We start from the raw sequence: 21,133 nt of genomic DNA on the forward strand, positions 1-21,133 counted from the left end.
CTTGGCATATCACATCGCGCGCACCGCTTACAGGTACTTGCGCCAGTCATCCTCGTCCTCATCATCCTCGACTGCTGTCTGGGCCTGCTCGGCGGCGCGAGCGGCTGCGGCGCGGGCGGCAACCTGGGCATAGGACTCCTCGTTGCGCTCGGGGAAGTTTGCCAGCACGTGCTCGAACTTGGCAAAGTCCTCATCCCAGCGCGTAGAGGGCACGGCAAAGAAGACCTGCTTGACCTTGAAGTCGCCCGACGCGAGCTCCTTGCGGAAGAGCTCGGCCACGGCCTCGGCATCAAAGCCGTTGTTCTCGCAGCCCCAAGCACCCAGCACGAGCTTCTCGCGACCAAGCTCATCGCAGATGGCAAGGACAAAGCGGATGCGGTCGCGCAGGGCATCCAGCAGAGCATCGTCGCTCACGCGATACTCCTGGCGGGCGCGCCTAACGTTGGGCGCGGCGGCCACGATCACGTCGGCGTATGCATGCACGTGGTTGCGGTCGAAGCGCACCGCAGGCACCACCAGCGCACGGTTGCGGTAGAGCTCGCAGTTGATGTTGCGGCGACGGTTCTCGCCGTACCACTTACGCTGCTTATCGAGAACGTTGTACAGATACGAATCGGCGCACAGCGTGGCCTCCTGGCCCAGATAACCCTGAATATATCCACCGCCCGGATTGGTAAACGAGGCAAAGGCGAGCACGGCCATGTCGCAGAACTGCGCATAGCCGCGACCGTTATCGAGGATTGCCTGCGTGGCGGAGGCATCAAGCACAGTGACCTCGGGCAGGACCGGAGCGGGCTCCTCAGCAGCAGGCGCGGACTCGACTTCGTCGGTCTCCTCTGCGGGCGCAGGTTCAGCCGCAACCTCAGCCTCGGCGGACGCAACCTCAGCCTCGGCGGACGCAACCTCAGCGGACTCAGACTCCTCGGCAACCGGCTCCTCGGCAGCCGCTGCCTTCTGGGCCGTGGCCTTCATCGCCGCGACAAAGCCGGCAGGCATACCGTCGAATTCGCGAACGCCGGCAAGCGAGCGCTCGATATCCTTGGCACACGCCTCGGACACAGTTGCCACGTGACGCTCGGCGGCCTTGGCGCGGGCCTCGCGCTTGGGGTTGGGCTGTCCCGCGCGGTTGGGCCTGCGGTTACGGTTCCTGTTGTCGACGTCTGCCATAAGTGGTCACCTTTCCTGTCGCTGCCGCTATCGGCTTTTTCCCATCCATGATACCCCGCCGCGCACAAAAAAGACGGCCCCGCAGGACCGCCTTTCGCATCGTTTTACCGCGTCCGACAAGAAACGCTGCAATCCCCCGCGCTAGTCGCGACGACCGAGGATGTTCAGGATGCGCAGGAACACGTTGATAATGTCCACGAACAGGTTGGACGCCATGAGCACCGCATTGGGCAGCGTGGGTGGCACCGTCGTGGCAACATAGGTGTCGTAACCAATAAAGCCGGCGAACACCACGATCACGATCAGGTCGGTGATGGTCTGCGAGACGCCCATGAACATCAGCACGATCTCAACCAGAATAGTGGCGAGCAGAATGCCAAAACCGATGCCATATACGCGCTGGAAAAACTTGGGGAACGTCACGCCCAAGGCGCCAAAGACAAAGGTGATGGCGGCCGTGGCGATAAAGGCAGTGTTGATGGTGGGCAGGTCGTAGTTGGCAAGGCCAAACGACGCGGTCAGGCCAAAGGTACTCGCAAAGATTACGTAGCCCACAAGGGACAGGCCCACGGACTGCTTGCTGGCGGCAGCTGACATCATGACGATGCCGACAATGGTCAGGATAAACGAGCCAAAAACCAGCGGCAGGGCGGCCCCGCTCATCATCATGCGCGCAAACGACATGGTGCTCGTAAAGTAAGCACCGGCGCCCATGGCGCAAAAGCCCAAAAAGATGAGAGCAGACATGACAAGGTTGTACGCGCGCGGCGACATCTCCTTGGCACGGCTTGCGCCGGTCTCGATGGGGCCATTCTGATAGCCCTGGATATCGTTCATAATTTCGTCCTTTCAAAAAGCACCACGACGGCGCCGTAGCTGACAAGTTTCCTGCCATTGTACCCGAACGCCACGCGTTCTTACCTGCGGCGCTCGCTCTCGAGTGTTCGGTCGAACGCCCACACCCACCAACGCATCAGATGAGTCTGCGAGCCATCCGGTCGCTCGCGTGCCTGTTCTTCCAGATACAGTTCGGTCGCATGTCCGCCAAAACGAACCTTATACGTTGCCGTACGAATGCCGTGAACCGTCAGGCCAAACCCAGTGGTCGAGACAATCTCGTCAATCGTAAAGCAACGACCGTCGACCCAGCAGACGGTGACCGGCACGACCTGTCCGCCCGCGAGGATGCGAGCCACGACGTCCACATACTGCTTGTGCACGCGCCGAGTTTTGCCATCTGTCTGTCGATATTCCATGTCTCCTATTATCGAACGCATGTTTGCATATTGTAAAGCGAACAGACTGTGGTTTTGGGGTGTTGGGGCGCGCGCACGTGTCCTCATGGTGTGTTAGCAAAAAGAACACCCACGGTCAACAGGGCTAATATTCATTTTTAGTGCCAAAAAATTCACTGCTCCCATCAGAACTCGGTAAAGAAACCCGCAGGAGGTGATACGATTTATCATGTTTCTGTAACGTGCCTGCAAACTTCGAGAAAGCCCATATATGGACGTAACGTTCTCAACCTTCCTCGGCCAACTTGTGTCGAACCCAGTCCTTGCCGTCACCGTGATCCTCGCGCTCGGCGCCATCTTCGTCAATGGATGGACCGACGCACCCAACGCCATCGCGACCTGCGTCACTACGCGTTGCATGCCCGCCCGCGCCGCTATTCTCATGAGTGCCGCATTCAACTTCCTTGGCGTGCTCATCATGACGCACTTTAACGCGAGCGTCGCCAACACCATCTCCCATATTGTCGACTTTGGCGGAAACAGCACCATGGCGCTCGCCTGTCTGTGCGCGGCGCTGTTCTCCATCGTCGTCTACGGCGCCACAGCGTCGCGTTTTGGCATCCCCACCTCGCAAAGCCACAGCCTTATCGCCGGCCTGACCGGTGCCGCCATCGCCCTCGGCGGTGCGAGCAGCGTCAACGTCCACGAGTGGATGAAGGTCATCTACGGCCTGGCGCTCTCCATCGGTCTGGGCTTTGTCATGGGCTGGGTCCTGTGCAAGCTCGTCTCGATTCTTTTCGCCGCCGCCAACAGGCGACGTGCCAATGTCTTCTTTAAATACGCTCAGATCGCGAGCGCTGCGGCCATGAGCTTTATGCACGGCGCGCAGGATGGACAGAAGTTCATCGGCGTGCTCTTTTTAGGCGTGGCCTTTGCCAGCGGCCAGACGAGCGTCGGCGATGCCGGCATCCCCATCTGGATTATGCTGCTATGCTCGGCCACCATGGGCATCGGCACCAGCGTGGGCGGCGAGCGCATCATCAAGTCCGTTGGCCAGAGCATGGTCAAGCTCGAAAAGTACCAGGGCTTCTCCGCCGACCTGGCGGGCGCCGCGAACCTGCTGCTTGCCACCCTTACCGGCATCCCCGTGTCCTCCACGCACATCAAGACCTGCGCCATCATGGGCGTCGGTGCCGTCAAACGCCTCTCGGCCATCAACTTCGGCGTCGTCAAGGACATGATGTTCACCTGGTTCTTCACCTTCCCCGCCTGCGGACTCATCAGCTTTGTCATGGCCAAGCTGTTCATGATGTTCATCTAGTCAAACCGAACGTCCATCCGGACCGTAACACCTCGCCCACCCGTCTTCGCCTCGAAAGGACCCACTCATGGCAAAGAAACCCGATTCGTTCTACTTTGACAACTACGTCGCCTGCGCCGACCTCGCCGTCCAGGCCGCCGAGCTGCTTACCAAGATTTTCGAGAACTTCGATCCCGCAAAGATTCACGATATGCTCGACAAGATGCATGCGATCGAGCATGCGGCCGACAAGAAGCACCATGAGCTTGAGGACGCCCTGCTCACCGCCTTTATCACCCCGCTTGAGCGCGAGGATCTGGACCTGATGAGCTGCTCGCTCGACACCGTGCTCGACCGCATCGAGGGCGTCGTGCAGCGCGTCTACTTCACCAACATCCAGAGCATCCATCCCGATGCCATCGTGATCGCCCACAAGGTGACCGACGCCTGCCGCGCCATGAAAGACCTGATGGTCGAGCTGCCTAACTACCGCAAGTCCAAAACGCTGCGCGAGCTCGTCATCCAGATCAACACCATCGAGTCCGAGGCCGACGAGCTCTATATCAACGCCATGCGTAACCTGCACGTTAACGGCAAGGACCCGCTCGAGGTCATCGCTTGGCGTGACGTGTACGCCTTCCTGGAGTACTGCGCCGACTGCTGCGAGAATGTGGCCGATGTCGTGGATTCGATTGTCATGAAGAACAGTTAATTGGGGGTACGTGTCCCGGCGGCGAAGGGCCGGCCACGGTTTGCTTTCTCACTCCGGCTGCTTTGCAGAGTCGTTCGAAAGTAAACCGTGGCCGGCCCTTCGCCTTACGTACCACCATTGGGAACTTTGGCTGATAGTTGTAGCGCGATGGGGGTTTGGCTGAAGGGACCTTTGGTATCCGTTCGGACACTTTGGCCCTTGATGAGCGTTTGGCTGATTGCTGCTTTGGGTACTCTTTGGGTTACTTTTGGTTTGTTTGATTTTTAATTTTAGGAGGGCTTGTATGTCTTATTTGGATCTGGCTCGTGGTCGGTATTCTTGTCGTTCTTTTGAGGACCGTCCTGTTGAGCAGTCGGTAGTGGATGCCATTGTTGAGGCGGGGCGGATTGCTCCTTCTGCTTGTAATAATCATCCAGCCCGTGTGATGGTGCTGGATACGCCTGAGCTGTTGGAGAAGGCTGCTGCTTGTCAGCCTCGGTTTGCTCGTGATGGGTCTATCTTTGGAGCTCCGCTTGTCTTCCTTATTTGCAGCGTTACCGATGATGCTTGGGTGCGCCCGTATGACCAGATGAATTCCAGTGAAATCGATACGTCCATCGTGTGCGACCAGATGATGATGGAGGCCACCGAGCAGGGCCTGGGAACGTGCTGGGTATGCCATTTTAAGCCTGAGGTGGCACAGGAGCAGTTCAATCTGCCCAAGGGCGTCTATCCCTATCACATGCTCGTCTGTGGCTATCCCGCCGACCACATCGCCGATCCCGAGCATCGCGAGGCCCGCACTATTCCCCTCTCCAACTTCCTCCTCAAGTAGTTTTTAGACATACCTTAAAATCTACCTTTTACCACGCGCCCTTCGCCGAGTTCTGTCCTATCGCATGCAGAGCTCGGCGTTTTGTTTCCCAACCCGTATACAGCCACAAAAAAGGAGCCCGCAGGTGCGAGCTCCTCTTAAGGACACTAGATTGTAGCTCTGATGCTAGTCCAGGTCGTCGGCGGCAAAGTTGTCGATCGGGGCGAAGGGATCGGCCACGGGGACAACCGGGTCAGCGACGGGCAGCGGCTCGGCGGGAACAGTCACCGCAGGAGAAGCGGCAGAACCGACCGGCGTGGAGGCCATGAGGTCGGCCGGGAAGGAGTTCTGGGCATCGTCCATGAAGTGCTGGATGAGCTTGAGGTACTCGGCCTTGAACTCCTCGCGGGAAGCCTTGAGACGATCGATTTCCTCGAGCTCGGCCTGCTTCTCGGTCAGAGCCTGGCGGATAACCTCGCGTGCCTTAGCGTCAGCCTCGTTGCGGATACGCTCAGCGTTCTCGTTGGCATCGTTGACGATGGTCTCAGCGGTCTGCTGGGCAGCGATCAGGGCAGCGGAAATCTGGCGCTCCTGAGCGGAGAAGTCAGGGGCGGGAGCAGCCACGGGGGCGGCAGGAACGGCTTGGGCGGTGGCATCCTGAGCCTGGGCAAGCTGAGCCTGCGCATCGGCAAGCTGCTGCTCGGTAGCAGTCAGGCGACCCTTAAGGTCGACGATCTTAGCGAGCATAGCGTCAACCTCGGAGGACAGCGTCTCCAAGAAGACGTCGACCTCGGCGGGATCGTAGCCACGCTTGGCCTCAGAGAAAGTCTGAGCCTGGATGTCTGCAGGGGTAATAGCCATAACAAGTCTCCTTTTTCATCGCCTCGGCGTACACGCCCGACGTAAGTTACTAAGTCAGTTCTATACGAGTATACCTATAAGAAGCTGCAGAACCAGCCTCTGCACCAACTGCAACGCAATAATCGCAACGACCGGCGAAAAATCGATACCGCCCATCGGCGGGATGAAACGACGGAACAGGTTGAGCCACGGACCGCACACGCTATCGAGCACCGCAGCAATATCCTGAAGCAAACCACCCTGCTTCATGGGAATCCACGTCATAAAGCAGTAGACGACAATGAGCGTGGAATAGAAGTTGAACAGCGTGTTGACCAGCTGGACGATAGTGTAGATGTTGATGGGAATCTCCTCGTCTTGTCTTTACTTAAGGTAGCCGTCGGCACGAAGCTTCTTGAGATCGGAATCTTTGACCTCGCAACCGGCGGGCAGCACCATGAACACGCGGTCGCCTACCTCCTTGACCGTGGCGCCCAGACCGCAGGCAAAGCCGTAAGAGAAGTCCAAGACGCGCTTGGCAACTTCGGTGCGTACGCCCACAAAAATCAGTGCGACAGGCTGCTTGGTGCGAACGCGGCGCACCACGGTCTCCACGTCGTCATAGCTCTCGGGGCGCAGGACATAGGCCGGCAGTTGCGGCGTGGCGTTGATGATATTGCTCGCATAGGCCGAGGCATCGCTCGGTGCAGGCGCGGGTGCAGCGGCGGCACGGGCGCGGGTGTTCTCGGCGTAGCTCGACGGCGTGTCATAGGCACCAGGACGATAACCGCTCGCAACACTGTCCTGCGAGCGCGAAGGCGGGTTATACGTCGTGGCATGGCGGGAGTCATCGCCGACCAGCTGACCGGAGCGCGTATACACGGCAACCGACTCAGCTTCACCGCGGCGCGTCTGACCAAGCAGGCCGTTGCTCGGCTCGTCTTGGGTGTAGAAGCCCTCGCCCGAAGCACCGCCGTAGCCGTTGCCCTGATAACTATCGTCATAGCCGTCATCGTAGCCGTAGTCGTCGTCCTGGCCATAACCCTGGTCGTAACCCTGCTGGCCGCCCAGGTGCATCTTATTTTTAATCTCGTCAAGGAAGCCCATGGTTGTGTCCTCTCGCGGTTTAGTGCAGGCGCCCCGATAATCAGTGCGCACTTCAGAGCCTTATTTTACTGCAAACTCCGGGCTAAATACTACCCTGCCCAGGCGAACGAGCGTAGAGCCCTCCTCAAGGGCAGGCTCAAAGTCCTCGCTCATGCCGCAGGAAAGCTCAGGCAGGTTCAAATCGGGATGCGCCGCCTCCAGCTCATCCCTCAGCTCACGAAGCCCCGCAAAGGTGCGGCGTGCCACGTCCTTATTCCCCCGGGGCGCCATAGTCATAAGCCCCTGCACGCAAATTCCCTCAAGTTCCGCAAGCTCACCCGCGGCGGCGCGAATCTCATCGGGCGAAAAGCCTCCCTTCGACTCCTCACCACTCACATTGACCTCAATGAGCACACGCTGGGGGCCGGCGAGCTCGCCTGCCTCAATCTTGCGGACAGCACGGCTCGAGATCGCCTGCGCCAGATGCAGCGAACCCACCGAGTGAATCAGCTCGGCTGAGCCCAGCACCGCATTGATCTTATTGGTCTGCAGGTTGCCGATCATATCGAAGCGCACCTCGGGCAGCTCCGGATGCTCCGCCAGACCCGTGAGCTTGCGAACCAGCTCCTGCGGGCGGTTCTCGGCAAAATGGCGATACCCCGCCTGGATGGCGGCAACGGTCTCATCGACACCAACGGTCTTGGACACGGCAATGAGGCTCGCGGCGTCGTGGGGACGGCCTGCGCGATCGAGCGCCGCATAAAAACGTTCCAGAATCTGCTCGCGGCGAGCGCGCATCAAGTCCAAATAGTTATCCATTGCCAATCGCCTCCGCTGACAGCCAAACAAGTAGTCCCATGCTAACGCAAGAGCGCGGCCCCGCATGTGCAAGGCCGCGCTCACTTAGGTATTTACAATCTTTCGACGAACGGGGCTACTTACTCCTCGTCGTCCTCGCCATCGTCCTCGTCCTCAAGATGATCGAGCAGGTAGCGAAGACCCTCGCTGACCTCGTTGGCGGGCACCTTGGCAACGTAGCGCGCGTCGACGGCGGGCCTCATGATAACACCCTCGCCCGAAGGCACGCGCATGCTCTCGAGCTCGTCCTCATCAGTGCGGGCGATATCGCCGGCGTTCATACGCTGACCAGTCAACAGGAAGGTCAGACGGCAAGCGGCATCGATGGAAATGGAAGCGATGCGATCGAGGTAGCGCGAAACCATGATGGCGCGGCGCAGGTCGTCATAGTTGCTGTCGTCGTCCATAAAGTCGCCCGTATCCATACGGCTAAAGGTGCGGAAGAACTTCTCGTAGGCGGCGTGCACTGGCTCGTCCTCGACGGCCAGGTTGCAGATGATGGACATGTCATTGGTGACGAGCGCAGAAAGCGAAGAGCCCAGCACCTGGTAAACAGCTTCGGCCTCGGCCTCAACCGTACCGACGAGCTCCTGGGGCAGCGAGATGTCGGCCTTGATCATATGACGCGTGGCACGGCAGATCTGACGGACCTTATCGGTCATGCGCTGCAGGTTAAAGTCGACGTAGATGATCGTCTGAAGCAGGCGGAAGTCGGAGGCGACCGGTGACTGCGTGGCGATCAGGTTGTAGCAGACGGCCTCCAGGTTGGCGCAGCGCGCGTCAATCGAAAGCGTACGTTTCTTGGTCTTGGTGGCGAGCTTGCGGTCGTCGGTCACATAGGCCTTCACGGCATCGTGGAGAGCCAGATCGACGGCCTCATAGATGCTCAGCATCTCGTGACGGGCCTCGACGAGCTGACGGGAAAACAGTTTGCGCATGGTTCACTCCAATCAGTTGGGTGCGGTCATGCAGCCCGCACAGTGAATACGCACCGGACCAGGTCCGATCGGCTTGGGACTAGTCGCACCGATCAGCCAAAGCGGCCGGTGATATAGTCTTCCGTCCGCGAGTCCACCGGGCTGGTGAAGATCGCGTCGGTTTGACCATACTCGATGAGCGTGGCGGGCTCGCCGGCAACTTCCTGCAAGAAGAATGCGGTGTAGTCGCTGATACGAGCTGCCTGCTGCATTGAATGCGTGACGATGATGATCGTCATCTCGGGCGCCAGCTCGGCCATCAGATCCTCGACCTTAGAGACGGACGTGGGGTCGATGGCGGAGCAGGGCTCGTCCATCAGAAGGACATCGGGTTGCACCGCAAGCACGCGCGCGATGCACAGACGCTGCTGCTGACCGCCCGAGAGCGCCAAACCATCCTTGTTGAGCTGATTGGATACCTCTTTCCAGAGGTTGGCGCGCTTGAGCGATTCTTCCACGATGTCATCGAGGTCGCTTTTGCTAGTCACGCCCTGCAGACGAGGGCCAAAGGCGACATTCTCGTAGATGGATTTGGGAAACGGGTTGGGCTGCTGAAAAATCATGCCCACGCGGCGACGGAGGTCGACCGGGTCGACGCCCTCGGCATAGATATCGTTGCCGTCGAGCGTCATGGTGCCCTCGACGCGCGTACCCTCGATAAGATCATTCATGCGGTTGATGCAGCGCAAAAACGTCGACTTACCGCAGCCCGAAGGGCCAATGAAGGAGGTGATGGCGTTTTTAGCGATGTTGAGGTCGAGCCCCGTCAGCGCATGAAAGTCACCGTACCAAAAGTTGAAATCCTTGGCCGTAATGGCCGCTTGCTCCAGCGTGGGAGCGGACTGATAAACGGACATGGGACTCCTTAACTAGCGACGCTTGCGCGACAGGAAGCGCGCAAACAGGTTGAAGGCCAGAATGATCACCATCAGCAAGAGCGCGGTGCCGTAGGCTGCGTTCATGTTGATGCCGTCGTTGGCAAGCAGGTACAGGTGAACGGTCATGGGGCGGCCGGAATCGAGCGGCGAGATAGGTAGATTGATGGCCTGGCCCATGGTGTAGAGCACCACGGCGGTCTCGCCAATGGCACGGCCGATGGCAAGGACAATGCCCGTGGCAATACGGCCAAAGGCAGAAGGAAGCACAATCTTGGAGACAACCTGCCACTTGGTGGCGCCCAGGCCGTACGCGCCCCAACGGATATAGCGCGGGACGGCGCGAATGGCCTCTTCGGTGGTGCGCATGACGATGGGAAGCATCAAGAGCGCGAGCGCCAGAGCGGCCGAGACCATCGAAAGGCCCAGGCCCATGGCCTCGACAAACAAGGCGTAGCCAAACAGGCCCATAACGATGGAGGGCACCGAGGCCAAAGCGTCAGCAGCGTAGCGAATGAGCTCGACGATCTTGCCCTGCTTGGCGTACTCGGCCAGATAGACGGCTGCCAGCACAGCGATCGGCGTGCAGATAAGCATGGCGAGCGCCGTCACATAGACGGTCGAGACGATCGTGGGCCAAATACCGCCCTCGGCGTTGACGCCCTGGGGCCAACCGAAGATAAAGTCGAGCGAGATGTGTGGCAGGCCGTTGATGACCACGTAGGCGATGATAGCGACCAGCACCAGCGTGGTGATGTATGCCGCGGCACGGAACACGCCAAGCAAGATCTTGTTGGACAGGTCCTTGTTGATGCGGCCCTTCTTGCCGTGGGAAAGGGCACGCTTGATGCGCTCGCGCGACGAGGTCGTATCGACCGTCGTGTCAACGGAATCGGACATAGCCTACCCCCTCTTCTTCTTGGAAACCAGGCGGACGATGCCCACCAGCGTGGCGGAAATGATAAACAGGACCACGCCCATGCCGAACAGCGCCGAGCGATGCAGACCCGAGGAATAGCTCATGTCGAGCGCAATCTGGCTCGTGAGCGTCGAGATGGGGCTCGCAATGCTGTCGGGAATAACCGGGGCGTTACCCACGACCATGAGCACGGCCATGGTCTCGCCGATGGCACGGCCCATACCCAGCACGATGGCATCCACGATACCCAGCTTGGCGGCAGGTAACACGACCTTATAGATAGTCTGCCACTTGGTGGCGCCCATGGCATACGATGCCTCGCGAATGCCCATGGGAATGGAATTGAGAGCATCGATGGTAAGCGTCGTGATGGTGGGCACGATCATAATGGCGAGCACGAACCACGCCGTCAGCGCGCCAAAACCAAGACCGCCGGTCAGTTGTGCGATAAACGGGCGGATGATGATCATGCCAAAGAAGCCATAGATGATAGAAGGGATGCCGGCCAACAGGTCAACGGCAGGGCTGATGAGCTTGCGCACGCGCTTGCTGGCGATCTCGACCAGATACACGGCCGTGCCCACGCCTAGGGGCACACCCATGGCGAGCGCGCCGACGGTCACCAGACCCGAGCCGGCAAGCAGCGACACGATGCCGTAGTGACCCTCAGAGGGCGCCCACGTAAAGCTAAAGAAGTCCGCCAGACCGATGTCGGTAAAGACGGGCAGCGCCGAGTACGTGGTAAAGACAAAAATCAGGATGACGGTAACAACCGCCAAGAACGCGCAGGCAAAGAAGATCCACTGCAGCGCCTTCTCCTTGATATAGGTGCTGCGCGATACGAGCGCCAGCTCGCGCTTCTTGGGCGCCTGACCATTCTGCTCAGTCTGGGAGTTTTCCTGTGCTTCCATGCTATTCACTCCCCTTCTCGTCGTTGGTGACGGGGATAAAGCCCGCCTCGCGAATCTGCTTGTCCATCTTTTCGGACGTCACATAGTCGATGTAATCCTGCGCCTGCTGCGAAGGCGCACCCTTCACAAAGAAGTAAAGGTCGCGTGAGATGGGATAGCCGCCGCTCGCGACCGTCTTCTCGGACGCCTCAACATGATTGACCGAGACGGCCTTGACCGAGGTCTTGGCGTTGAGGCTATCGACGAAGCCCAGCGAAATGTAGCCAATGGCACCGTGCGAACGAGATACCACGTCGCGCACCTGGCCCGTGCCCGAAAGAACGGCCGAGCGGCGATCGAACGGGGTGCCGTCCATCACGATGGTGCGGAATGCTTCACGCGTGCCGGATGCCTCGTCTCGGTTGATGACCTGAATCTTCAGGTCCTCGCCACCGACCTCTTTCCAATTAGTAATCTTGCCGGCATAGATATCGCGGAGCTGCTCGGTCGAGAGGTTATCGACCGGGTTATCGTCGTTCACGATGACCGCGATACCGTCGTGGGCAATGACGATGGGAGTCAGGCCCAGATCCTGTTCGTCGGCATTGAGTCCACGGGAGGAGCTGGCGATATCGGCCGTGCCAGCGCTGACGGCTTCGATGCCAGCGGAAGAGCCCAAACCGGAAACGAGCACGTCGATGCCGGTCTCCTCCTTAAAGCCCTCTGCCGCAATTTCGGCGATAGGAAGGCAGGTCGTGGAGCCGGCCACGGTAATGGAAGAGGTAGAAGATCCCGAAGAACAGGCGCACAGCGTAAGCGTAAGCACAGCGGCGCTCAGGACCGATACGATCTTTCTCATAGCATCACGCCGATCGCAGCATGGCGCCCACAGGTGCCGTCCTCGTTACGGTAGGAATAAAAGCGGTCGTTCTGGCGCACAGTCGAAAGCTGGGTATCCACGATATTATCCGCGTCCACACCGGCATCTACCAGCGCCTCACAAATGGCAGCGGAAAGATCGAGCATGCGAGAGGCACTCGCATCGATGCAAGAGAACTCGACGGCAAAGCGATCCATGAGTTCCTGGGATACCTCATATTCGTCAGCCAAGATATGGGGGCCGATATAGGCGGAAACGTCGCTCGCATCGCAGCCGGCAGCATCGCAAAGCGCCTGGCACGCCTTGGCAGAAATACGTGCAATCGTGCCCTTCCAACCGGAGTGCACCACGGCAAACCCGCCGGGGGCCACCAGCACCACGGGAACGCAGTCGGCAAAGCAGAGCAGCACGGGCACGTCATGGGCCGTACAGACGATGGCATCGCAGCCCTCAGCAATCTGCTCGCGAACAGCCTCAAGATCGTCGGCGCCGTTCGAAGTCACCGTAACGATATGGTCACCATGTACCTGATTGGGCACGAGCAGATTATGCTCGCACTCAGTGGCACCCATAGCTTCGAGCGCTCGACGACGATTTTCTTGAACAGCAAAGGGGTCATCGCCTACATGCGAGCCCAGGTTGAGCGAGGAGTACGCATCTTCAGAAACGCCACCGGTGCGCTCGGTAAAGGCAAAGCGGACATCGGATGTCGCGCCCTCCACCAACGTAACTCCATCATGGTCGACACGCGAAACGTTGTCCGCACGTGCTGCCATACTAAAGCCTCCTAATAACACAAGTACCGCGGCGTCGCCGCGCAGTCCGCGTTTATACGGCTGTCATACTTCCTTAAAAGGATACCCGCAGCGGTAGGGACCAAACGTAAAGGGAACGTAAGGAGATTGGAGGCTTTCGTTTACAAACGAGAAACAAAACGGGGTGCATCCAAATGGACACACCCCGTGCAGGTCGTTGAGAAAAACGAACTAGAAGCTACCGCGCTTCAGGAAGTCGGGAAGCTCGAACTGGTCGTTGCCAAAGTTGGGCAGCTCGGTACCACCGACGTTGCGGGTCGGAGCGGCCTGAGCCGGGCTGGCAGCCGGGGCGGTGCGCTGCGGCTCAGCGGAGGCAGCGGCCTTGCTCTGAGACTGCTGAGCAGCAAAGAGCTCATCCTGACGGTTGACGTTGGAATCGGAGAAGCCCGTAGCGATGACGGTGATACGCACCTGATCGCCCAGGGACTCGTCGACAACGGTACCGAAGATGATGTTGGCCTCAGGGTCGACGGCGTTGGCGACAACGTCGGCGGCGTCGCTGATCTCCTGGATGCCCAGGTCCTTGGAACCAGCGATGGAGAGCAGCACGCGCGTGGCACCATCGATGGAGCTCTCGAGCAGCGGGCTGGAGATGGCCTGCTGGGCAGCGTCGACGGCACGTGTATCCCCAGAAGAGGTACCGATACCCATCATGGCGGTACCGGCCTGCTTCATGATGGTCTTAACATCGGCGAAGTCCAGGTTGATGATACCGGGGACGGTGATGAGGTCGGTGATGCCCTGGGTGCCCTGGGAAAGGACGCCATCGGCAATCGCGAAGGCCTCGAGCATGGTGGTCTTCTTCTCGGCGATGTCGAGCAGCTTATCGTTAGGGATGACGATCATGGTGTCGACGCAATCGGAGAGGGTCTTGATGCCCTCCTCGGCGCTCTTCTTACGCTTGCGGCCCTCGAAGGTGAAGGGCTTGGTCACGACGGCGACGGTCAGTGCGCCGACCTCGTTCATCGCGATATCGGCAACGATGGGAGCAGCGCCGGTACCGGTGCCACCGCCCTCACCGCAGGTGATAAACACCATGTCAGCGCCAGCGAGCGCCTCGGCAATGTCGTCGCGGGACTCATCGGCAGCCTTGCGGCCAACCTCGGGGTTGGCGCCGGCGCCCAAGCCGCGGGTAAGGTCGGTGCCGATGTGCACCTTGATATCGGCATCAGAGATCGCGAGTGCCTGAGCATCGGTGTTGATGGCAACAAACTCGACGCCGCGGATGCCCTCTTCGATCATTCGATTGACCGCGTTGGTACCGCCGCCGCCGACGCCGACCACCTTAATGACGGCAAGGTAGTTGTTGATCTCTGTCTCGTGCATGTCGGTCCTCCGAACAAAGGTTATAGCCATAGCATGGGTCGACCCCTGCGCACATTAACCTTCAGGTTGAAAGTAAATGCAAAGGTAAACCGTATTATGTTTGCACATTATGAACGTATCAGTCAAATAATTGACCGTGAAAACCAAACAAACCAGATAAACGGCGTGGTATGGCCCCTCAACAAAGCATCAACCAGCGCTACGAGGTCGGAGCATTCCTAAATGTGTAGTTGCCCGGAGAGCGCACATTGATATACGTTACGCCCTCTACCTGCGAAAGCAACTTGGTGACTACGCGTTCCTTCTTGGCGATATCGTCCGAATCGCCCAGCGACACCTCAATGCCGTTATTGAGGTTTGCCGAGATGGCTTCGACCGAAGGCGTGGAAATATCCTTGACTTGTCCCAAGAACTCGCTCGAAAAACCACGCACATAATCCAGGCCGGCCTTAACGGCTTTGGAGTTAACCGCCTGGCCGGAAACCGGAGCGACATCCGCCGAGACATCAGTCAACAACACCGCGCCATAATGCTTGGCGAGCGCCAGCGCGGCATCGATTCCGGTCAAGGTATTTGAGCCCTGCCCTGTCGTGATGACGTTGCCCTGGTCGTCCACTTCGACCGACGTCGACAGCGGGGCGATCCAGGTGTCATCGTCTCCGATAGCCCAGGCAAGGTCGTCGGAGCTGATATACGCAATGGCGATAACTTTACGCTCCGTCGGCGTGATGATAAGCGTATGGGGAAACTGGCGCTGGACATCCACGCCCGAAACCCACGGGTTCTGCTTGAGATCCTCGGTAATCTGGTCGGGATCGACGTTAAAAAGCGACGTTCCCTCGGGCAAGTCGATCAGCTGGATAGCATCGTGCTTCGTCACATGCTCGCTGCCTTGAATCTGAATATCAGTGGCAGTAAACAGTCCAGAGTTGATCACCACGATGGCAACGACGACGAGCACGGCCAAGACGGCCAGAACGCCGCCCACGATTTTGCCTTTGCCTGTAACGACAGAAGCGGCGTCTGATGTTTTATTTGCCATCGCTCCAAGTGAAGATAACGGGTTGAAACCTTTTTTACTCGAAGGCTTCTTGGCGGTAGCCGGCACCGATGTCAGCGAGCGCGGTTTCGATGCGCCCAGCGTGCGACCTGGACGCGCCGCTTTAGTTCCCGTCGAGGGCTTGGGAGCTGCCATGGGACGGGCAGGCTTGGCGCCCATAACAGGCTTTGACGTCACCGAGGGACGCGAGGACTTTTTTGCGGCCGGACGATTACCGAGCTGCGAGCCGACGACCGGACGACTGGTCTGTCGAGCATGCCCGACAGACTTAGAGTGCGCGACGGTATTGCGTTGAGGTTTGGCAGGCGCGCCGGAACGCCCTCCGGCGCGGCGGAAGGTGGGTTTCGATGCTCTAGAAGCCGAGGAATTTAACTTCCGGTCTGAGCTCGATGCCATACGCCTCCCTCACCTTTCCGTGCACATGTCTAATAACCGCGGCAACGTCATCGGCCGAGGCAGTTCCGTTATTAACGATAAAATTAGCGTGAACGGGCGAAACTTCCGCGCCGCCAATCGAAAAACCCTTTAATCCACAATCCTCGATAAGCTTGCCCACACTCGCATCGGGCGGGTTGCGAAAGACAGACCCGCAGGATGCGCGACCCATGGGCTGCGTACGCTTGCGCCTTGTAAGGTACCGCTCCATGCGCTCGCGAATGTCGGCCTTGGGCGCCGGTTTAAGCTTGAGCACGCACTCGAGGATGATCTCATTGCGGGGAAGGCTACATTCGCGGTAGCCCCAAGTGATCTCGGACCCCGCATAATGCTTGATACCGGATGCCGGGTCAAACGTTACGACATCCTCAACCAGCGAGCCAATCCACTCGGTCCGTGTGCCGGCATTCATAGATATCGCACCGCCGACCGAACCAGGAATGCCAACGGCAAACTCAAGGCCCGAGAGGCTACGCGACAGGGCATCGTTGACCAGGCGCGCAAACATCACGCCCGCACCGACCGTCAGCATACAACCGTCATCGGCAACAACCGTGCGCTGAAACTCACGTCCGAGCGAAATGACGGCACCGCGATAACCGCCATCGGCAACCAGCAGATTGGAGCCCTTGCCGATGATGACCCACGGCACCTGCTCGCGATCGAGCACCGCCACGGCGCGGCGGAGGGCATGATAGCTATGGCACGTCACAAAGAGGTCGGCCTTGCCGCCGATACGATAGCTCGTATGACGCGCAAGGCGCTCGTCCTCGATCACATCCGTGTCGATCATGCCCGAGAGCGCCATGACGGCGTTAAACAGACCCATTAGACTTAAGCGTCTTTCTTGGCAGTCAGATACTCGATAAACTCGGGACCGACGGTCGTAACGTCGCCGGCACCCATGGTGAGCAGCAGGTCGCCCTCGCCCACCATCTGCTCGAGCTCCTGATTGAGCTCAAGACGGCTGGAGCAGTACACGACCTCCTTGCCAGGATGCTTGGCGCGCACGGTATCGGCGAGCATCTTAGAGGTGACACCCGGAATGGGCATCTCGCCAGCCGAGAACACATCAATCAGCAGCAGTTTATCGGCATTGGCAAATGCATCGGCAAAGTCGTCGCACAGGGCCTGCAGGCGCGAATAGCGGTGCGGCTGGAACACGACATCGACGTGCTTGTAGCCCAGCGAGGAAGCGGCAGCAAGCGTCGCCTTGATCTCGGTGGGGTGATGGCCGTAATCATCGACCACGGTGATGCCATCGATATCGCCCACGTGGGTAAAGCGACGGCGGACGCCCTCAAAGCTCGAGAGCGCCTTGGCGGCGGCGTCGATGTCAAGGCCCAGGACATGGGCGACGGTGAGCACCGCCGTGGCGTTGAGCATGTTGTGGCGACCGGGGTTGCTCTTGATCTCCACAGCGTGCTCAGTGCCGTCCTCAAAGCGAACGATAAAGTCACTCTGGATGCCCTTGACATCCGGGTGCACGCAGACGATGTCGTTGCTCTCGGCAAAGCCGTAGGAAAGCACGTGACGGCCCGTCGACTTGGCGAGCTCGACCAGATGCGGGTCCTCGCCGCAGACGATGACGGTGCCGTCCTCGCCCACCAGGCTCATGAATTTGGCGAAAGTTGCCTCGATCTCCTCGATACCCGAGTAGTGGTCGAGGTGGTCGGCCTCGACGTTGGTCACAATGACCACGTTGGGGTTCAGGAACAGGAAGGAGCTGTCGGACTCGTCGGCCTCGGCGACAAAGTAGTCGCCCGAGCCGTTCTTGCCGTTCGTGTCATAGCCCTCGACGATGCCGCCGATCAAGAAGCTCGGATCCAGACCCATGCGGTCGAGCATGGTGGCGCACATCGAAGACGTGGTGGTCTTGCCATGCGTGCCGGCAACAGCGACGGTGGTGTAGCCGTGGCCCAAAGCAGAGAGCATCTTGGCACGGGGCCACACGGGAATACCCAGCTCGCGAGCGCGCACGAGTTCAGCGTTGGACTCCGGAATAGCGGTGGACACAACAACCACGTCGGGCTTGACCTCGTCGATCGTGGCGGCCTCATGGCCCACATGCACCTTCACACCAGCGCGGGTAAGCTGGCGGATATAACGTGACGTCTTAAGGTCGGAGCCGGTAACGGCATAACCGCGCTCGTGCAGAACGAGGGCGATGCCGCTCATGCCGGCGCCGCCGATACCGATAAAGTGGGCGCTCTTAAACTCGGGCGCGGAGGTTGCAGTCTGGGAATCAGCCATGTGCTCGTGTACTCCTTGCGTAAACACTGCCTGTAACCCGTTAACTGTACCGCACCTACCGCATCAGCGCGAGGGCGACCGACGATATCCCGTCTAACTAACGCAAACTCTCTACCGCATCCGCCAGAAGAGCGGCGGCCCTATCCTGAGCCAGACCACGCGCCGCCTGACGCATGGCGTCGCGTGCCGCCGCGTCATCGACCAGGTGCAGCAGCTCATCGGCAAAGGCAGAACCGTCGATATCGGCATCGGCGCAGAGCACGCCGGCCCCGGCGTCGACCAGATAACGGGCATTGGTGGTTTGGTGGTCGGCCGTCGCATGCGGGTACGGCACGAGCACCGAAGGCACGGCGAGCGCAGCGATCTCGGCCACGCTCGATGCGCCCGAACGCGATAGCACCAAATCGGCAGCAGCCAGCATGTCGCCCATGTTGTCGATGTAAGGCTGGACGCGGTAACGCTTCGCCTCCTCGGGCGTCAGCGCCAAAGCGCGCTCGGTCTCCTCAAAGCCGTCGGCACCCGTCGAATGCAACACATAGAGTTTCTTGCGCGAAAGCAGCTCGTTTTTGAGCGAAGCCACGCGCTCGTTGAGGTGCTGGGCGCCAAGTGAACCGCCAAAGACGAGCAGCAGCGTAGCGTCCTCGGGAACGCCAAGTGCCTTGCGGCCGCGAGCGCGATCGCCCTCGATCACCGAGCGACGTACGGGGTTGCCGGTCATGAGCACGTGGTCAGGGTCACCTTCGCGCTCAAAGACCGAACGCGCTGCCGGCACCGAGATGCACACGCGGGCGGCGTGGGAGTTCATCATCTTGTTGGCCAGGCCCGGAACAGAGTTCTGCTCATGCAACAGATACGGAACGCCTGCGCCCTTGCACCACCCCAGCAACGGAACCTCGACATAGGCACCAAAACCGATGGCGGCATCGGGCTTGCCGACCTTTGAGAAATGACTGGCGAGCGCACGCTTGGCCTTGTTGACACGCCACAGCGAGGTCAGCGCCGTCCAAGGACGGGAGCGGTCGAAGCCCGTAACCGTAATGGGCACAAAATCAAACCCAGCCTCGGGGACCAGACGACCCTCGAGCTTGCGCGACTGGCCCACGAACACAACGTGGTGGCCACGGTCACGCAGCTCTTCGGCCAAGGCGAGCGCGGGGTTGATATGCCCTGCCGTGCCGCCGGCTGCAATAGCAACGGTCATCTTATCGGTCATGGTAGTCCCTTCGTACACGCGGTCCCTGGTCGTCGGTGCGCAAACGCGCCGACGGGTCCGAGTTCAAATCGATTCGATTATATCCGCCGCCCGCATTGCGAGGAGTTGGGCGCTGCGGACGACCTTGCGGCGCCGTTCGCTGACGCGGACGGGCTGCCGGCTCGGTCGCAGAGCCATCCAGAACGGTAAAGCCGTTACGCGAAGACCGCTCGCCGCGCACGTGGGGCACGCCGGCGGTACTCTCATCCATAACGGCAAAGCTCTCGCGGCGACGGTCGTACTCATCGCGACGGGCGCTCTCGTACGAAACGCGTAGGATCAGACCGGCAAGCATAAGCGACACAATAATCGACGAACCGCCATAGCTAATAAACGGCAACGGTTTGCCCGTCATGGGAAACACGTTGAGGATGCCCAGCGCATTGATCAAAAACTGCACCGCGAGAATGACCGCAGAGCCAGACGCCATGAGCGCGCCCCGACGATCGGTCGCCTGCTCGGCAATGCGAAACGCCGAGTAGATCAGCATCGCAAACACCAAGAAGAACAGGACGGTTCCGACAAAACCGACTTCCTCGCCAATGATGGCCAGGATGTAGTCATTGTGCGCCTCGGGCAGATACGAGTACTTCATGGTTGAGTTGCCGATGCCACGGCCGAACAGACCGCCCGAGGCAAAGGCCATGATGGCAAGCGTGGCCTGATAGCCGTCACCATACTCGTCGGCCCAAGGGTTCAAGGCAACCTGAATACGCACCATACGGTATGGCTCTGCGACAAGCGCAATCACGATCACGAGAATGCCGAAGATTAGCACGCCGATGATAAATCTGGGGTCGAGACCCGCAAACAACGCCATGCACATGAGGGTCAACAGGATGATCAGGACGGTACCGAAATCGGGCTGGATAAAGATCAGAAAGAGCGAAATGCCCAGGTAGATGCCCATCTTGCGAAGGAATTCGTTGATGTTGCCACCGGGCGAAAAGAAGCGATCGAGCATGATGGCCGAATACGCAATGGCAAATGGCTTTAAAAACTCGGAAGGCTGGAACTGAATGCCGGCGATGTTGAGCCAGCGCGTGGCGCCACGGCTGCCGCTGCCCACCAAGAACACCAGAAACAGTAGCCCTATCATGCCTATGAGGAAGATCCTGAGCACATCCTCCCCAAACCAGCTGTCCGGCAAAACGCGCACGATGGCAATCAGCGCCAGAACACCGACCACGGCAAACGCAGCCTGTCGACCCAGAAAAAACGTCGCTGAGCCATTCTCGTGCAGCGCCTCGACCGAAGACGCCGAGTACACCATCAGCAGGCCAAAACACACCAAGATAAACAGACAGGCCATGAATATCAGACGGGGGCGCATGATGCGGGCGGGAACGCCGGCAATATAGCGTTCGCTAAACGACCGCCCGCCGCGACCGGAACGCGGTGTGCTACGCCGCGAGGAAGCACGGTCCGAGTCGGGCCTCCTCATACCTTGTCGGGGGCTC

22 protein-coding genes are annotated in these 21,133 nt (G+C 59.5%); 3 read left to right on the forward strand and 19 right to left on the reverse strand.

From position 1 onward, the window contains the following. Nucleotides 1-27: 27 nt before the first annotated feature. From DW151_RS07290 to DW151_RS07300, 3 genes are all read right to left on the reverse strand, one after another. Nucleotides 28-1,167: a TIGR02452 family protein gene (locus tag DW151_RS07290; protein WP_118335168.1), complete on the reverse strand. Its 1,140-nt coding sequence runs from the start codon at nucleotides 1,165-1,167 to the stop codon at nucleotides 28-30. 141 nt (nucleotides 1,168-1,308) lie between these two features. After that, nucleotides 1,309-2,004 carry a Bax inhibitor-1 family protein gene (locus tag DW151_RS07295; RefSeq protein WP_118335170.1) on the reverse strand — a complete coding sequence of 232 codons (696 nt, stop codon included), beginning with the start codon at nucleotides 2,002-2,004 and terminating at the stop codon, nucleotides 1,309-1,311. An 80-nt stretch (nucleotides 2,005-2,084) separates the two neighbouring features. Further along, nucleotides 2,085-2,423, reverse strand: coding sequence for a hypothetical protein (locus tag DW151_RS07300; protein WP_118335172.1), 339 nt, complete (start codon nucleotides 2,421-2,423; stop codon nucleotides 2,085-2,087). 250 nt (nucleotides 2,424-2,673) lie between these two features. On the opposite strand from DW151_RS07300, the gene DW151_RS07305 reads away from it, so the two are divergent. The 3 genes from DW151_RS07305 (at nucleotide 2,674) to DW151_RS07315 (ending at nucleotide 5,228) form a co-directional block, all read left to right on the forward strand. Further along, the gene (locus DW151_RS07305; protein ID WP_055251696.1) at nucleotides 2,674-3,723 is read left to right on the forward strand and encodes an inorganic phosphate transporter; all 1,050 of its coding nucleotides are present in this window, start codon (nucleotides 2,674-2,676) and stop codon (nucleotides 3,721-3,723) included. Nucleotides 3,724-3,790: 67 nt separating this feature from the next. Further along, a complete protein-coding gene (locus DW151_RS07310) occupies nucleotides 3,791-4,414 on the forward strand; it encodes a DUF47 domain-containing protein (protein WP_055251695.1) in 624 nt (207 codons plus the stop codon). 283 nt (nucleotides 4,415-4,697) lie between these two features. Further along, nucleotides 4,698-5,228, forward strand: coding sequence for a nitroreductase family protein (locus DW151_RS07315; RefSeq protein ID WP_089571592.1), 531 nt, complete (start codon nucleotides 4,698-4,700; stop codon nucleotides 5,226-5,228). Between the two features lie 165 nt (nucleotides 5,229-5,393). Here DW151_RS07315 and DW151_RS07320 read toward each other — a convergent pair whose 3' ends face one another. From DW151_RS07320 to ftsW, 16 genes are all read right to left on the reverse strand, one after another. Further along, entirely contained in the window at nucleotides 5,394-6,068 is a 675-nt protein-coding gene (locus DW151_RS07320; protein WP_006234242.1) for a DivIVA domain-containing protein, read from the reverse strand. Nucleotides 6,069-6,128: 60 nt separating this feature from the next. After that, a complete protein-coding gene (locus tag DW151_RS07325; RefSeq protein WP_040358293.1) occupies nucleotides 6,129-6,416 on the reverse strand; it encodes a YggT family protein in 288 nt (95 codons plus the stop codon). 15 nt (nucleotides 6,417-6,431) lie between these two features. Next, a complete protein-coding gene (locus tag DW151_RS07330; RefSeq protein ID WP_089571591.1) occupies nucleotides 6,432-7,154 on the reverse strand; it encodes a cell division protein SepF in 723 nt (240 codons plus the stop codon). Between the two features lie 60 nt (nucleotides 7,155-7,214). Further along, a complete protein-coding gene (locus DW151_RS07335) occupies nucleotides 7,215-7,952 on the reverse strand; it encodes a YggS family pyridoxal phosphate-dependent enzyme (RefSeq protein WP_117584221.1) in 738 nt (245 codons plus the stop codon). A 119-nt stretch (nucleotides 7,953-8,071) separates the two neighbouring features. After that, entirely contained in the window at nucleotides 8,072-8,929 is an 858-nt protein-coding gene (locus tag DW151_RS07340; protein ID WP_118335173.1) for a PhoU domain-containing protein, read from the reverse strand. Nucleotides 8,930-9,021: 92 nt separating this feature from the next. Next, nucleotides 9,022-9,825: a phosphate ABC transporter ATP-binding protein PstB gene (gene pstB, locus DW151_RS07345; RefSeq protein ID WP_089571588.1), complete on the reverse strand. Its 804-nt coding sequence runs from the start codon at nucleotides 9,823-9,825 to the stop codon at nucleotides 9,022-9,024. A 12-nt stretch (nucleotides 9,826-9,837) separates the two neighbouring features. Beyond that, on the reverse strand, nucleotides 9,838-10,743 hold the full coding sequence (gene pstA / locus DW151_RS07350) for a phosphate ABC transporter permease PstA (protein ID WP_118335175.1): 906 nt from the start codon (nucleotides 10,741-10,743) through the stop codon (nucleotides 9,838-9,840). A 3-nt stretch (nucleotides 10,744-10,746) separates the two neighbouring features. Further along, nucleotides 10,747-11,673 carry a phosphate ABC transporter permease subunit PstC gene (gene pstC, locus DW151_RS07355; RefSeq protein ID WP_117564650.1) on the reverse strand — a complete coding sequence of 309 codons (927 nt, stop codon included), beginning with the start codon at nucleotides 11,671-11,673 and terminating at the stop codon, nucleotides 10,747-10,749. A gap of 1 nt (nucleotide 11,674) precedes the next feature. Next, nucleotides 11,675-12,511 (reverse strand): phosphate ABC transporter substrate-binding protein, encoded by an 837-nt coding sequence (locus DW151_RS07360; RefSeq protein ID WP_117564651.1) that lies wholly within the window; start codon nucleotides 12,509-12,511, stop codon nucleotides 11,675-11,677. Then, nucleotides 12,508-13,308: a polyphenol oxidase family protein gene (locus DW151_RS07365; RefSeq protein WP_089571585.1), complete on the reverse strand. Its 801-nt coding sequence runs from the start codon at nucleotides 13,306-13,308 to the stop codon at nucleotides 12,508-12,510. Before DW151_RS07365 ends, DW151_RS07360 begins: the two co-directional genes overlap by 4 nt. 210 nt (nucleotides 13,309-13,518) lie before the next feature. After that, nucleotides 13,519-14,673, reverse strand: coding sequence for a cell division protein FtsZ (gene ftsZ / locus DW151_RS07370; protein ID WP_055251674.1), 1,155 nt, complete (start codon nucleotides 14,671-14,673; stop codon nucleotides 13,519-13,521). Nucleotides 14,674-14,872: 199 nt separating this feature from the next. After that, nucleotides 14,873-15,661 carry a cell division protein FtsQ/DivIB gene (locus tag DW151_RS07375; RefSeq protein ID WP_231501570.1) on the reverse strand — a complete coding sequence of 263 codons (789 nt, stop codon included), beginning with the start codon at nucleotides 15,659-15,661 and terminating at the stop codon, nucleotides 14,873-14,875. A gap of 424 nt (nucleotides 15,662-16,085) precedes the next feature. Continuing rightward, nucleotides 16,086-16,997 carry a UDP-N-acetylmuramate dehydrogenase gene (gene murB / locus DW151_RS07380; protein ID WP_117757004.1) on the reverse strand — a complete coding sequence of 304 codons (912 nt, stop codon included), beginning with the start codon at nucleotides 16,995-16,997 and terminating at the stop codon, nucleotides 16,086-16,088. Between the two features lie 5 nt (nucleotides 16,998-17,002). After that, nucleotides 17,003-18,421, reverse strand: coding sequence for a UDP-N-acetylmuramate--L-alanine ligase (gene murC / locus DW151_RS07385; protein ID WP_117798217.1), 1,419 nt, complete (start codon nucleotides 18,419-18,421; stop codon nucleotides 17,003-17,005). Nucleotides 18,422-18,518: 97 nt separating this feature from the next. After that, nucleotides 18,519-19,634: an undecaprenyldiphospho-muramoylpentapeptide beta-N-acetylglucosaminyltransferase gene (gene murG, locus DW151_RS07390; RefSeq protein ID WP_118335177.1), complete on the reverse strand. Its 1,116-nt coding sequence runs from the start codon at nucleotides 19,632-19,634 to the stop codon at nucleotides 18,519-18,521. Then, nucleotides 19,624-21,117 carry a putative lipid II flippase FtsW gene (gene ftsW, locus DW151_RS07395; protein WP_117640325.1) on the reverse strand — a complete coding sequence of 498 codons (1,494 nt, stop codon included), beginning with the start codon at nucleotides 21,115-21,117 and terminating at the stop codon, nucleotides 19,624-19,626. Before ftsW ends, murG begins: the two co-directional genes overlap by 11 nt. Nucleotides 21,118-21,133 lie beyond the last annotated feature (16 nt).

The sequence above is a fragment of the Collinsella sp. AM13-34 genome (genome assembly GCF_003473055.1).
Lineage (GTDB): Bacteria > Actinomycetota > Coriobacteriia > Coriobacteriales > Coriobacteriaceae > Collinsella.

What these genes read in the sequence shown, in the direction of transcription:
- DW151_RS07290 (WP_118335168.1), bottom strand. Translation starts at nt 1,167, where the DNA reads ATGGCAGACGTCGACAACAGGAACCGTAACCGCAGGCCCAACCGCGCG.
- DW151_RS07295 (WP_118335170.1), bottom strand. Translation starts at nt 2,004, where the DNA reads ATGAACGATATCCAGGGCTATCAGAATGGCCCCATCGAGACCGGCGCA.
- DW151_RS07300 (WP_118335172.1), bottom strand. Translation starts at nt 2,423, where the DNA reads ATGGAATATCGACAGACAGATGGCAAAACTCGGCGCGTGCACAAGCAG.
- DW151_RS07305 (WP_055251696.1), top strand. Translation starts at nt 2,674, where the DNA reads ATGGACGTAACGTTCTCAACCTTCCTCGGCCAACTTGTGTCGAACCCA.
- DW151_RS07310 (WP_055251695.1), top strand. Translation starts at nt 3,791, where the DNA reads ATGGCAAAGAAACCCGATTCGTTCTACTTTGACAACTACGTCGCCTGC.
- DW151_RS07315 (WP_089571592.1), top strand. Translation starts at nt 4,698, where the DNA reads ATGTCTTATTTGGATCTGGCTCGTGGTCGGTATTCTTGTCGTTCTTTT.
- DW151_RS07320 (WP_006234242.1), bottom strand. Translation starts at nt 6,068, where the DNA reads ATGGCTATTACCCCTGCAGACATCCAGGCTCAGACTTTCTCTGAGGCC.
- DW151_RS07330 (WP_089571591.1), bottom strand. Translation starts at nt 7,154, where the DNA reads ATGGGCTTCCTTGACGAGATTAAAAATAAGATGCACCTGGGCGGCCAG.
- DW151_RS07335 (WP_117584221.1), bottom strand. Translation starts at nt 7,952, where the DNA reads ATGGATAACTATTTGGACTTGATGCGCGCTCGCCGCGAGCAGATTCTG.
- DW151_RS07340 (WP_118335173.1), bottom strand. Translation starts at nt 8,929, where the DNA reads ATGCGCAAACTGTTTTCCCGTCAGCTCGTCGAGGCCCGTCACGAGATG.
- pstB (WP_089571588.1), bottom strand. Translation starts at nt 9,825, where the DNA reads ATGTCCGTTTATCAGTCCGCTCCCACGCTGGAGCAAGCGGCCATTACG.
- pstA (WP_118335175.1), bottom strand. Translation starts at nt 10,743, where the DNA reads ATGTCCGATTCCGTTGACACGACGGTCGATACGACCTCGTCGCGCGAG.
- pstC (WP_117564650.1), bottom strand. Translation starts at nt 11,673, where the DNA reads ATGGAAGCACAGGAAAACTCCCAGACTGAGCAGAATGGTCAGGCGCCC.
- DW151_RS07360 (WP_117564651.1), bottom strand. Translation starts at nt 12,511, where the DNA reads ATGAGAAAGATCGTATCGGTCCTGAGCGCCGCTGTGCTTACGCTTACG.
- DW151_RS07365 (WP_089571585.1), bottom strand. Translation starts at nt 13,308, where the DNA reads ATGGCAGCACGTGCGGACAACGTTTCGCGTGTCGACCATGATGGAGTT.
- ftsZ (WP_055251674.1), bottom strand. Translation starts at nt 14,673, where the DNA reads ATGCACGAGACAGAGATCAACAACTACCTTGCCGTCATTAAGGTGGTC.
- murB (WP_117757004.1), bottom strand. Translation starts at nt 16,997, where the DNA reads ATGGGTCTGTTTAACGCCGTCATGGCGCTCTCGGGCATGATCGACACG.
- murC (WP_117798217.1), bottom strand. Translation starts at nt 18,421, where the DNA reads ATGGCTGATTCCCAGACTGCAACCTCCGCGCCCGAGTTTAAGAGCGCC.
- murG (WP_118335177.1), bottom strand. Translation starts at nt 19,634, where the DNA reads ATGACCGATAAGATGACCGTTGCTATTGCAGCCGGCGGCACGGCAGGG.
- ftsW (WP_117640325.1), bottom strand. Translation starts at nt 21,117, where the DNA reads ATGAGGAGGCCCGACTCGGACCGTGCTTCCTCGCGGCGTAGCACACCG.